This window comes from Vibrio sinaloensis (assembly GCF_023195835.1).
In the GTDB taxonomy this organism is placed as follows: domain Bacteria; phylum Pseudomonadota; class Gammaproteobacteria; order Enterobacterales; family Vibrionaceae; genus Vibrio; species Vibrio sinaloensis_C.
This window is the reverse complement of sequence record NZ_CP096200.1, coordinates 177,663-190,132: the sequence shown is the minus strand read 5'-3', so window position 1 is coordinate 190,132 and position 12,470 is coordinate 177,663. Positions and strand designations below refer to the sequence as shown.

Below are 12,470 nucleotides of genomic sequence, written 5' to 3'. Positions count from 1 at the left end.
TGTATAGTTACAAATAAAAATATCACCAGTCGCAACGGCGGTGATAGGTAGATAGCGTCGGCCCGTCTGCTTAGGCGTTACGTTATAGCGATTAGTTGTATTAGCCTAGTTGCTTATTCGATTTTCTTGAGTGAAGATTTCAGGCCAATACATCTTGAAATAGCCGAAGGTCACCCAGCAGACCAATCCTGTCGCGACCGAAAGCTCAAACAATCCGAAGCTGTGCAGCCAATACCACTGTGGATATTGTTCGCCGAAAAAACTGGTTAATCGATGCATTGCGATGGCACTGATCACGGAAGGAAAGGTCACTGCGGCGATTGAGGGTTGAAACTTGATACGAACTAAACGTATATAGCACAGGTATATCAACATGGTCATGGTGATGGCGATCCCTGCCAGCGCACCAGTAAGAATTGGGTCTGGGTTGGCAAAGTTGACCAAGTAAGTCGCGAGAGTAAGATTGATTGGCGCTGCCATAATCGCCAAGGTTGGCTTAGCCCTTTTGGGAAGCATTCCTTCAAACACCAATCGATATAGCACCAAAGGCAACATAAAGAAGTAGATAGTGATACAAATCGCGACGATGGTTTCTGAAAAAACAGTGTGACCAAACTGGGTGCCGGCCAATGAGCTACTGATGACGCCCACGGGATAGAGAAACCAGCTTGGCACAATGTTAGACATCTTGAAGTTACGTATTTGAAAGGCGAAAAACATCGTCATCATGGTAATGTGCAGAAGCAATGCCGCAAACCAAAGAGGGTAGGCGATGATGGGAGAAATGATCGCAAGGTAGTCGCATAGAATCAGTAACGCCATACTCATTGGAGCCATTAAGCTGCCGCTAAGTGGATGGCGAATGTCGTTGATGAATGTGCGATAACTGCTGAGATATTTAACTAAAACAGGAAACAGCAACAGCGCCCCAAATGCAGCCAAGTAAGGGCGGATGATTTCACCGATCTGAGGAATATACAGTGCCCACGCATGACCTAGGCCGATTACACCGAGCGCCAGCGCGGCTTGAGAAGGAGGCACACTCTGAAATTGAGTAAAACGTCGCCAATTGAACAAGTCGAGTCCTTAGATAGTCGTTTGGCTGCTCAGTCTGTTTGATAGCACATACTTAGGAGCAAGCCCATTCCATTGCAAAGCTGTGTGTGGCGGCGATAATACCAAGCCAAACGGTTGCGTGGCAAACCTCATTGCGGGTCGCTGGGAAGATCTTTCTGTCTTAACTTCTCATTTTTTAAAGTTCTGTGCAGCAATTGGCTGTAAATGGGCTGGCCACCGAGCATTTGAGCGAATATCACTGCGCCTAAACTGGTGATGATCAAAGGCAGAATAAGGTAGTAGTTATTGGTCATCTCGATAACCAACAAAATGCCGGTAATAGGGGCTCGAACCGTTGCGGCAAATAAGGCTCCCATTCCAGCGATGGCAAACATTCCCGGGGTGATGTCTAGCTCGGGTAGCAATCCTTTTGCAATCAGAGCAAACGCATAACCAAATAGCGTACCAAGGGCGAGCATCGGCGCAAAAATTCCCCCTGGTGCTCCAGAGCCAAAACAGATCATGGTGGTCGCTATGCGAGCAACGAACAGCATCAACAATAGTGTTGCGCTATAACCGCCATTGGTGATGGTTGGAATCAACGAGATACCGCCACCCGTAACCTCAGGAAAATAGATCAGCATGAGGCCAAAACAACCACCTAGAATCGAACCGATGAACAGATAACGTTTTCGGTCATGGCGGTGCAACTTGACGAACAGGTCTTGCGCCAGAGTGACGAGTTGATTGAACACTACCCCAAAGATGCCAAATAGCGCCCCGAGTAGTAGAAACAGCCACAAGGTTGGAAGTTCAGGCGCTGGGTATTGTGGCATAGTAATGACGGCGTCTTGACCATTGATAGAGCGAAACACAATATTGGCCGAGACCGCTGAGATGATAACTGCGCGAATTGAGATCAATGAGTAGCGAAACTGGGGACGCATCTCTTCTACCACAAACATAATGCCTGCAAGCGGGGCGTTAAACGCTGCGGCTAATCCGCCAGCTGCGCCAGACGCAAGCAGTGAGTGGCGTGTATCATCACTTTTGATACGAAAAATGTCAGTAACCATACGTCCGATGGCCCCGCCCATTTGTACCGTTGGGCCTTCACGTCCTAAAACCATGCCAGAGCCGAGAGCGCCCATACCACCAATGAATTTGACCGGTAAAACTCGCCACCAACGGACTGGACGAATGCCATCCATCGCGCCTTCAATTTCGGGAATGCCCGAACCTGCGGCTTCAGGGGCAAAGCGATGGACTAGAAAATAGCCGACAAACGCGAGAGCGGCACTGATCAAAAATGCGGCCAGCCACAAGGGCAATATTGCGCCGATTTCACTTTTTAGCCATTCTGTTCGGGTTTCAGAAACAAAATGGACTGCGATATCAAAGTAGGTGCCGACCAAGCCTGCAAGCACGCCGACAATCAAAGCAAGGATCAATACCGAAATAGGTGTTTTGTCTTTAGAGAGAAACTGGTTGATCGCATCCTTAGGTACATTAGCAAGCAAGGACTGTTTAAACTTCTCTCTCTTGGTCATTGATGTAAAGGCTCCGTTCTCTGCGCTTATTCTTAGGGGCTGTAGCGCAAATTATACGCCTGTCTAAGGTGATCAATAGCGATAAGAATGGAATATTGATTTGCAATTATGCATGGAAGAATGGCTATGGCTGCCTAGCAGGGATTTATCGAGCTACATCACAAAAATACCTGTTACATGCTGGATATTGCCTTGCATATTGTCAGTTTTGAACCATAGTTAAAGGGTAAGGCAATCTGAACCGACCCGCATGGAGGAAATATCGCCTTACCTACAATTTGGATGGATTCAAACAACAGTTGAAAGCCTCGTTTTAATATCAGGTCGCTTCTCAATGACATCCTGATTCGCAGACTCACGATTGAGTAACGAGGGATAGGGCGCACTCACCGTGCGCCTTTTGTCGTTTAAGACAGGTGTTATTCGATGTTGCCAATTTTTTTCAAAATGGTTTCGAGTTGATCCCATGGCAGCGGTTGACTATCTATCACCTCGAGGCGGCTTTCAAACCCTTCCAGCGACATCTCATTCACCGATACGACACCGTTACTCACGTTAAAAGCAAAACAACCGTTGCTGGTGTTGAGCACCCCTTTGACACGCTCGGCGCTGAGATCAGAGAGCATCGAAAACAAGTCATCGAAATCAAACGTTACTTCTGAACCGAATATCCAACCGCAGCTAAAGTAACCTTGTCCGCGGTTCTCTTTTCTCACGTATACCTGATCGGGTGGTAACTGAAATTGTGGCTCTAGCTCTGCATGTTGGTGATGGTGGCTCATTTCACCCTCGGGTAGGGGAAGCCGGCGATGGCTATCAAGTAACTCGATTGGGAACTTACCTTGCTTGACCAATTGGCTGAAGATCTTCGGTGGCGTTTGGTCTGTGACCCAATCATTGAAGTTATCGATGTCGCTGACATGACACTGGTCAACCTTGTTACCAATGATGATGTCAGATATCGCAAGCTGATCGAGAAAGTTTTGGTTTTCCATATGCTTAGCGCTCGACAAATTACGCGGGTCGAGTAAGCCGATGGTCGCTTTAAGCTCGATGTACGGTTCAAACTGAGCCGATGATAAGGTCGCCAACACCTTATGGGCATGGCCAAGTCCAGTGGGCTCAACTATCAGCCGGTCTGGGTTAGTGCGTAACAGCGCAGTCACAGCAACCGACATGGGAACGCCAGCCGCGCAGCACATGCAACCACCAGGTACCTCTTTAATCAACGCGCCTTGGTCGGTCATCATTGCACCATCAATGCCAACTTCGCCAAATTCATTGACCAGAACCGCCCAATGTTGATCTGCCGGTTTTTCTTTTAACAAGTTTAAAATCGCTGTGGTTTTACCGCTGCCAAGAAAGCCTGTGATGATGTTGGTCGGTGTTTTCATTCAGAAGGACCTCAAAGTTTTTGTTATATTATAACAAAATGCGTAATTATGGCGATAAAAAAGGCAGCTTAGCTGCCTTATCAATATTAACGTTTATTTTTAAGATAACGCTTGCGGCGTTCTTCTTTCTTCTTCGCTTTCTCTTCGGCTTTGCGTGCGGCTTCAATTTCCACTTCGATGAGCTCTTGAGTGATCATTTCAGGCAGTTCCAGCGTGATTTGACCCAGAGTACCATTGCGCAACTCGTGCAGAAGAATTTCGGAACATTTGTGTAGATCGACGCGGCCACCAGAGCGCAAAGCGCCACGGCGGCGACCAATTTCTTCCATCAGCTCGATGTCGCTGGTTGGCAACTCTTCAATTTCATAGCGCTCTTTTAGTCGCTCAGGGTAAGCCTTAGCCAAATATTCAACGGTATAAAATGCCACTTCATCATATTCCATGGCCGTATCTTTCACCGCGCCAGTAGCGGCGAGTCGGAAACCACTGTGAGGGTTTTCTACCTTTGGCCACAAAATTCCAGGCGTGTCATTGAGAACAATACCATTTTGTAGATTTATACGTTGCTGACGGCGAGTCACGGCGGGCTGGTTACCAGTCACAGCGATAGTGCGCCCAGCCAGTGTATTGATGATGGTGGACTTGCCAACATTTGGGATGCCCATGATCATGGTGCGAATGTTTTTGCCTATCTCTTCACGATGCGGTGCAAGTTTACGGCATAAGTCGAGGATTTTATTGACCTCTTGAACATTGGATGTGGTGATCGCCATCGCTTTAACGTGGTTCTCTTTTTCAAAATGATCAATCCACAACTGGGTCAACTCTGGGTCGGCAAGATCGCGTTTGTTCAACACCTTTACCACCGGCTTATCGCCACGAAGTTCGGAGATCATTGGGTTCTCACTGCTAAACGGGATGCGGGCGTCGAGAACTTCGATAATCACATCCACTTGTGGAATGGCTTCTTCGATCTCTTTCCGAGCTTTGTGCATGTGTCCCGGGAACCATTGGATAGACATAACTTAACCTTGCTATAGAAATATGGGCTAATTGTAAGGGGAAATCCCCTTTAGTAAAGACCTAAACCGCCTTGACCTCAGGTTTAGTATAGATTTCAGCCCGATTACGTCCGTTATCTTTAGCCATGTACAAAGCATCATCTGCTTGTTGAATTAGGCGTGTAATTTCTGAATAAGAGTCCACCTTGGCCAGAGTTGCACCAGCACTTATTGTGACCTGTTGACTGGTTGGGGAGTGGTGGTGCGTTATGCTCATCTCTCTTACCGCGGTGATGAGTTTTGCTAGATAAGGTTTGAGCGGAATGGGCTTATCTGCGGCTAAAATGATGCAAAACTCCTCGCCGCCGTATCGAGCGACCACTTGCTCATAGCCACTTTTTACTGCTTGCAGTGTTTCGGCGACCTGCTTAAGCGTGTCATCACCCAGCACATGTCCGTAGTTGTCGTTGTAGAGCTTAAAATGATCGATATCGACTAAAATAACCGCGGCGTATCTATACTCTAACTCATCAAAGTACTGCTTTGCTTGTTGATATAAATAGCGACGATTGGCAATCCCAGTCAGAGCATCGATATTCGACTGTTGCTTGAGCAATGCGCGGTTATGCTCTAGCTCTGAAATGATACTGTTCATTTGCTTAACTAAACTTCGTATCTCTTTAGAGACAAATGCGTCTGCACTCGGAAGTTTGTCACCGCTTCGGCCAAACTTGTTGAGATAACGTTCAGCATCACGCAGTGGGGTAATAAAGAAACTGACCGTATACAAGTTAACCGCGAACATGACCACGGCAAACAAGCCGAGTGCTGTCATTTCTGGCCATGAGATGAAAGGTGGCAGCTTTTCACTATGCGTAACATTGATTTTGACCAACCTGTCCGACAACTTATCTCGTTTAAACCAGAAGCTGACGTTGTCTTTGATGGTCGAGTTAGCCCAGTCCATATCGTTGGCAACTGATACAGTAATATCGACGCCGGTTGCGAGCTCGATTTGATGAACGAATTGTGGACGAATCTTGCGAATAAAGACTAAATACCCAAAGCGACAATCAATAGCGTCGCTGCTACATATACGTGAAGACGCAATCATGAAGGCGCTATTTTGGTAGGTGGCATAGTCAACGTACGAGCTAATCTCAGCAGGATCAGATTGTTGTGCGTTGGCTAAGAGTCGATTAATGGTGGTGCGGTTTTCAAGCGTAATAAAAGACTGATCGACGACCTCTTGACCATTAAAGTAACCACTCCAAACGGGGTCGCCATTTGGGTCAAAAATAATGATGCCATCGATTATCTTGGAGATAAACGCATGGGCGCCGATACTTTCTTCAATGAAAACAGCTGAAGGAGATTGGACATAATCGGCCATACTGTTCCAAGCGGCGTAGTCTTCAACCGAAGCGCGAAGTTCGAGCTCTTCCATCGACAACACCGTTTTTACTCGCTCGACTTCAAATTGTTGTCGCGCAACAGAGTCTTGCAAAGCACGCTCGTGACTCCACAAAAGCTTAAACGTCATGTAGCACACCAGAAACAGCACGACCGTAAGAGTCGAGCCAATAAAGGCGAGCTGTTTCAATGTGAAGTGTTTAAACTTTAGTGCCAAAAACTCATTACCTCGTGCTCTTTAGTTGCTCGACGTTTTATACGCGATCACGCTATTTGATCCAGTGAGCGCGACTCTTTCAATCAGCTTGGTTTATCAATATATTATAACTGATTACGTTAGAACTGTTGTTGATAATTTGCACTGTAATGGATTGCAATGGTGGTTAATTAAAGGCTGAATTTTGTAAGGCCGTTGCTGCAACTTTTGAGTGAGCAGGCTCTGTAAGTAATGAGCATTGGCAATATGGCTTGCGTTTGTGGGAACATCGAGGCGCTGGCTGCGTAACATTGGAGTGCTTGAATAATGGCGATGTTACTGAGAAGGTGCCAACAGTCTCTAGGTATGGATAACCAATATTTTTGGTAAAAAAGCCCCGCTCTGTCTGAGCGGGGCTTTGTTCTTTAGGCTTTAACAGTGATTAAGCGAGAAGCTCTTTCGCTGTGTTGACTACGTTTTCGGTGGTGAAACCGAACATCTTGAACAGTTCGCCTGCTGGCGCTGACTCACCGAATGTGGTCATACCGATGATCTTGCCGCCAAAGCCAACATACTTGTACCAGAAGTCAGCAATACCCGCTTCGATAGCGATACGAGCTGTTACGTCTGATGGCAGTACTGCTTCACGGTATGCTGCGTCTTGCTTGTCGAATGCATCTGTAGATGGCATTGAAACAACGCGTACTTGCTTACCTTCAGCGGTTAGCTGAGCTGCTGCTTCTACCGCTAGCTCAACTTCAGAACCGGTTGCGATAAGGATAAGCTCTGGTTTACCTGCACAATCTTTCAGGATGTAAGCACCTTTAGCGATGTTAGCAAGCTGCTCGGCATCACGCTCTTGCTGGGCAAGGTTCTGACGAGAGAAGATCAGCGACGTCGGGCCGTCTTTACGTTCGATAGCCAGTTTCCAAGCTACTGCTGATTCCACTTGGTCACATGGACGCCATGTGCTCATGTTTGGCGTTAGACGTAGCGATGCCATTTGCTCAACCGGTTGGTGAGTTGGACCATCTTCGCCTAGACCGATAGAGTCGTGCGTATACACCTGGATGTTTTGCACTTTCATTAGAGCTGCCATACGCATTGCGTTACGTGCATATTCCATGAACATTAGGAACGTCGCGCCGTATGGTACGAAACCACCGTGTAGAGCGATACCGTTCATGATAGCCGTCATGCCGAATTCACGTACGCCGTAGTGGATGTAGTTACCCGATGCATCTTCCGCAGAAACAGACTTAGAGCCAGACCACATGGTGAGGTTAGAAGGCGCTAGGTCAGCAGAGCCGCCTAGGAACTCTGGTAGCATTGCACCAAACGCTTCTAGCGCGTTTTGAGACGCTTTGCGTGATGCGATGTTGGCTGGGTTTGCTTGAAGATCAGCAATGATTGCATTGGCTTTCTCTTCCCACTCGGCAGGAAGTTCACCGTTTACGCGGCGTTTGAATTCTGCTGCAAGCTCTGGATATGCTGCTTCATAAGCTGCAAGTTTCTCGTTCCACGCTGCTTCCTTAGCTGCGCCTGCTTCTTTCGCATCCCATTGCGCGTAGACATCTTGCGGAATTTCAAAAGGACCGTACTCCCAACCTAATTCTTTACGTGTCGCTGCAATTTCTTCAGCGCCTAGTGGTGCACCGTGACAGTCGTGAGAACCCGACTTGTTCGGCGAACCAAAACCAATGATGGTTTTAGTACAGATTAGAGTAGGGCGAGGGTCTGCTTTTGCTGCAATGATAGCGGCGTTGATCGCTTCTGGATCGTGGCCGTCTACCGCAGGGATTACGTGCCAGCCGTACGCTTCAAAACGCTTAGGTGTATCGTCAGAGAACCAACCTTCAACATGACCATCGATAGAGATGCCGTTGTCATCCCAAAACGCAATCAGTTTGCCAAGACCTAGCGTACCCGCTAGAGAACAAGCTTCGTGAGAGATACCTTCCATCAGACAGCCATCACCCATGAATGCATAAGTGAAGTGGTCAACGATGTCGTGGCCTGGTTTGTTGAATTGTGCTGCAAGAGTTTTCTCGGCTAGCGCCATACCGACAGCGTTAGTGATACCTTGACCTAGTGGGCCAGTTGTTGTCTCGATACCCGGTGCGTAACCGTACTCTGGGTGACCTGGAGTCTTAGAATGCAGCTGACGGAAGTTTTTCAGATCGTCGATTGATAGCTCGTAACCAGCAAGGTGCAGCAAAGAGTAAATCAGCATAGAGCCGTGGCCGTTAGATAGAACGAAACGGTCGCGGTCAGCCCACTCAGGGTTAGCTGGGTTATGGTTTAGGTGTGAACGCCAAAGAACTTCAGCGATGTCAGCCATACCCATAGGCGCACCAGGGTGACCAGAGTTAGCTTGTTGAACACCGTCCATGCTTAGAGCACGAATTGCATTGGCTAGATGTTTGCGATCCATAATAAATTACCGATTATTAGATTGTTTCTTAGAAGGGATGTGAAGAGGGGAACGCAAACGTTCCCCTCTAGAGATTTTATCGATTAAAGCTTGGCTTCAATCATGGCTTCAAGTTTGCCTTGGTCAACTGCGAAGTTGCGGATACCTTCTGCAAGCTTCTCAACCGCCATTGGGTCTTGGTTGTGTTCCCATAGGAACTCAGCGTGAGTCATTGGTGCTGGACGCTCTGCTGCGCCTTTAGAGTCAACCAGTTTCTCAACCACTTCACCTTCAGCTGCTTCAAGCTCGGCAAGAAGAGCAGGCGCGATAGTTAGGCGGTCACAACCAGCAAGCTCTAGGATCTCGCCGATGTTACGGAAGCTTGCGCCCATTACTACAGTGTTGTAGCCGTACTCTTTGTAGTAGTTGTAAATCTTAGTGACTGAAAGAACACCTGGGTCTTCTGCAGCTTCGAAGTCACGGCCTTCTTTCGCTTTGTACCAGTCCATAATACGACCAACGAATGGAGAGATCAGGAATACACCAGCTTCAGCACAAGCACGAGCCTGAGCCAAAGAGAAGAGTAGAGTAAGGTTACAGTTGATGCCTTCTTTCTCTAGGATTTCTGCTGCGCGGATACCTTCCCAAGTAGAAGCCAGTTTGATCAGGATGCGGTCGTTTGTGATACCTGCATCGTTGTACATTTTTACGAGTTGACGCGCTTTCGCTACGCTGCCTTCGGTGTCGTAAGATAGGCGAGCATCGACTTCAGTAGAGATACGGCCAGGAATTGTTTTTAGGATCTCTTTACCGATGTTTACCGCTAGCATGTCACAAGTGTCTTGAACTTGTTGTGCTTTATCAGAGCTTTGCGCTTTAGCGTATTCGATAGAAGCGTCGATTAGAGGAGCATACTCAGCGATTTGAGCCGCTTTAAGAATCAGAGAAGGGTTAGTGGTCGCATCCTCTGGTTGGTATTTTTTGATTGCGTCAATTTCACCAGTATCTGCTACTACCGTCGTTAGTTTACGAAGTTGCTCTAACTTGTTGCTCATTTCGATCATCCTATTTAATGGGCTGCACGTGAAAACTGTAGACGTGCATAGTGCATTTGCAAGCGAGGTTACTGAAAGCGATGAACTCAGTAGCCCCGAATTTTTCAGCGTGTGAGCATTTGTTATGAACATTTGCTCTGTTGCTGAGTAAATGATGGGTTCATAATTATCTGAATGAGCGAGAAAGTCAATTGTCGAAATGGGGTTATGGTGATGTTCATCAACAATTTTCGCTAGCCATAATCTGGGCTGTTGCGATTAAACGATTGCTTGATGCAGTAAGGGCTGACGGTACCAGACAAGATGATGCGCCAGAGCGTGAGAAAATGTAATTGTGATGAGCAAATGTTGGCAAATCTATCACGATGACATATGCTTGCCCGATGAGCAGATGTCACTGCTAAGATGCAACATCGAGTTGAAGAGCTATGAGTAAGAACCAAACTGACATCTCGGACGACAGTGCCGACTTATTAACAGAGATCGCCGTTGCCTACTATCAAGACGGTGCAACCCAAGAAGAGATATCCAAAAAATTTTCAGTCTCACGCGCTAAAGTGGGGCGTATGCTTAAGCAAGCCCGCGACGAGGGAATTGTTGAGATTACCGTCAAATACCACCCGGTGTTTAGTGCCAAAATAGAGCAGCGATTGATTGAACGATTTGGTGTTAAGCGCGCTCTCGTTGCGCTCGACCAACCGAATGAGGAGCAACAGCGCCAGCAAGTGGCAGGTCTAGTCTCTAAGTACATGGCCAACACGTTGCAAAACGGTACAGTGGTAACCGTGGGGCAAGGACGGAACGTATCGGCTGTTGCCCATCATACTGGTGTCATTCCGCAACGAGATGTTAAGTTTGTTTGCGGGATTGGAGGCATTCATCCCCGTGGCGGCATGTACAACGCTGACCATATCTGTCGCCAGTTTGCAAAGAGCTATGGCGGCACGTCTGAAACGCTCTATGCACCTGCTTATGCAGAGAATCGAGCGCAAAAGCTCGCCTTCATGCAAAACGAAACTGTCAAACAGACACTGGATCTCGCTCGAAAGGCCGATGTGGCATTAGTCGGCATTGGTGATATGAGCGAAAACAGCTACATGGTAGATCTGGGCTGGTTTACCGCAGGTGAAGTCGTTCAGGCGCGCATGCTTCAAGGTGTGGTTGGGGACTTTGCAGGTTACGACTTTTTTGATATTCACGGAAAAGCCGCCATTACTGTGATGAGTGACCGCGTGATTGGCTTGGGGCTCGAAGAGTTTAGGCCGATCTCGCAGGTCATTGCTATCGCTGCAGAAAATAGCAAACCTCTGGCCCTGCTGGGTGCGCTGCGAACCGGCGTGATTGATGTGATTGCGACCAGTGTGAGTAACGCGCTGACCGTACTTAACCTTGATGAGCAGCTCGCTGACAAACAGACGCAGTGATGTAAACGGGGGAGCTACTGTTCGCTCTTAAGTGATCAAGGATTGCGAACTAAAATAATGAAAAAGCCGGTGATATCACCGGCTTTCTTATAACTGATCGCACTGCACATCATAGACTAAGTCACTAACGCGTTCAGGCTTAAGTATATACTCATCGTCCACTTGGAATCGGCATGACATCATAGTGTTGAACATCTGCCAATGGTTTAATAAACACGCTTCAATATTGTCGGTTTCATCGCACCAAGTCTCTTTCATAAACGGCGTCAAACTAGCAGCGCCGTGAGCAAACATGATCATTTGCCATTTCACTTCCCAGATTTTAACAGGCGTGGTGGGATGTTCTTGATTGTACTGTTCAGCGAGTTGAGTGACCAACGCCTCAATTTCCCCTGAATTATCAATAAAGTAATCAAAAAGAACATCTTCTTGTCGCACAGCATCGGCAATTAACTGAATCGGCTGTTTAAATTGCAACATGTGAGCCAATAGGCGAACCGAAAACAGGTACAGTTTGACGTTAGATCCGACGTTTTGTGGCATGTGCTTGATGATGGTTCGCATATACGACTCCATATAGCGGTGCAACCCGTCGCTAATCGCATACCAAATCTGCTCTTTGCTACCAAAGTGGTGTCGAATCAAGCTATGTGAAACGCCCGCCTTGTCACTGATGTTACGTAGTGATACCCGTTCGTAACCAAGTTCACAAAAGAGCTCTGTGGCGACACACATGATCTCTCGCTTGGTTTTCTCTGCGTCTTGGGCGCTGCGTCTGCCTTGTTTTCTTTCCGTCATAATTTCAATCAATTTTTGTCGACTTGCTATTTCTACCAGAAAAATGGCGTGATTTCATTAATTGGCGCGCCAAATCTGCACCTTAGTATGAATTTATTATACAGGTGGAAAATATATTGATCTTGTCGCGATGATCGATATACTGCACGAATGTATAGTAAAAAGTAATG

Annotated in this window: 9 protein-coding genes; 1 reads left to right on the top strand and 8 read right to left on the bottom strand. The window is 47.3% G+C overall.

Features of this window, described 5'->3' with window-relative positions; genetic code table 11:
• Positions 1 to 105: 105 nt before the first annotated feature.
• The 7 genes from MTO69_RS14475 to tal form a co-directional block, all read right to left on the bottom strand.
• A complete protein-coding gene (locus MTO69_RS14475; protein ID WP_248335109.1) occupies positions 106 to 1,077 on the bottom strand; it encodes a TDT family transporter in 972 nt (323 codons plus the stop codon).
• A 128-nt stretch (positions 1,078 to 1,205) separates the two neighbouring features.
• Positions 1,206 to 2,606, bottom strand: a complete 1,401-nt coding sequence (gene clcA / locus MTO69_RS14470) for a H(+)/Cl(-) exchange transporter ClcA (RefSeq protein WP_248335108.1) — start codon at positions 2,604 to 2,606, stop codon at positions 1,206 to 1,208.
• Positions 2,607 to 3,025: 419 nt separating this feature from the next.
• Entirely contained in the window at positions 3,026 to 4,000 is a 975-nt protein-coding gene (locus MTO69_RS14465) for a CobW family GTP-binding protein (protein WP_248335107.1), read from the bottom strand.
• Between the two features lie 86 nt (positions 4,001 to 4,086).
• Positions 4,087 to 5,022, bottom strand: a complete 936-nt coding sequence (gene ylqF / locus MTO69_RS14460) for a ribosome biogenesis GTPase YlqF (protein ID WP_248335106.1) — start codon at positions 5,020 to 5,022, stop codon at positions 4,087 to 4,089.
• Positions 5,023 to 5,083: 61 nt separating this feature from the next.
• Positions 5,084 to 6,544, bottom strand: coding sequence for a sensor domain-containing diguanylate cyclase (locus tag MTO69_RS14455; protein ID WP_248335105.1), 1,461 nt, complete (start codon positions 6,542 to 6,544; stop codon positions 5,084 to 5,086).
• A 508-nt stretch (positions 6,545 to 7,052) separates the two neighbouring features.
• A complete protein-coding gene (gene tkt / locus MTO69_RS14450) occupies positions 7,053 to 9,044 on the bottom strand; it encodes a transketolase (RefSeq protein ID WP_248335104.1) in 1,992 nt (663 codons plus the stop codon).
• Positions 9,045 to 9,127: 83 nt separating this feature from the next.
• Positions 9,128 to 10,078 (bottom strand): transaldolase, encoded by a 951-nt coding sequence (gene tal / locus MTO69_RS14445; protein WP_248335103.1) that lies wholly within the window; start codon positions 10,076 to 10,078, stop codon positions 9,128 to 9,130.
• Between the two features lie 428 nt (positions 10,079 to 10,506).
• On the opposite strand from tal, the gene MTO69_RS14440 reads away from it, so the two are divergent.
• Positions 10,507 to 11,502, top strand: a complete 996-nt coding sequence (locus tag MTO69_RS14440; RefSeq protein ID WP_248335102.1) for a sugar-binding transcriptional regulator — start codon at positions 10,507 to 10,509, stop codon at positions 11,500 to 11,502.
• An 87-nt stretch (positions 11,503 to 11,589) separates the two neighbouring features.
• On the opposite strand, the gene MTO69_RS14435 is transcribed toward MTO69_RS14440, so the two are convergent.
• Positions 11,590 to 12,300: a TetR/AcrR family transcriptional regulator gene (locus tag MTO69_RS14435; protein ID WP_248335101.1), complete on the bottom strand. Its 711-nt coding sequence runs from the start codon at positions 12,298 to 12,300 to the stop codon at positions 11,590 to 11,592.
• Positions 12,301 to 12,470: the final 170 nt, after the last annotated feature.

Coding starts and splice junctions, on each gene's coding strand:
- clcA (WP_248335108.1), bottom strand. CDS start 2,606: ATGACCAAGAGAGAGAAGTTTAAACAGTCCTTGCTTGCTAATGTACCT.
- MTO69_RS14465 (WP_248335107.1), bottom strand. CDS start 4,000: ATGAAAACACCGACCAACATCATCACAGGCTTTCTTGGCAGCGGTAAA.
- ylqF (WP_248335106.1), bottom strand. CDS start 5,022: ATGTCTATCCAATGGTTCCCGGGACACATGCACAAAGCTCGGAAAGAG.
- MTO69_RS14455 (WP_248335105.1), bottom strand. CDS start 6,544: ATGACGTTTAAGCTTTTGTGGAGTCACGAGCGTGCTTTGCAAGACTCT.
- tkt (WP_248335104.1), bottom strand. CDS start 9,044: ATGGATCGCAAACATCTAGCCAATGCAATTCGTGCTCTAAGCATGGAC.
- tal (WP_248335103.1), bottom strand. CDS start 10,078: ATGAGCAACAAGTTAGAGCAACTTCGTAAACTAACGACGGTAGTAGCA.
- MTO69_RS14440 (WP_248335102.1), top strand. CDS start 10,507: ATGAGTAAGAACCAAACTGACATCTCGGACGACAGTGCCGACTTATTA.
- MTO69_RS14435 (WP_248335101.1), bottom strand. CDS start 12,300: ATGACGGAAAGAAAACAAGGCAGACGCAGCGCCCAAGACGCAGAGAAA.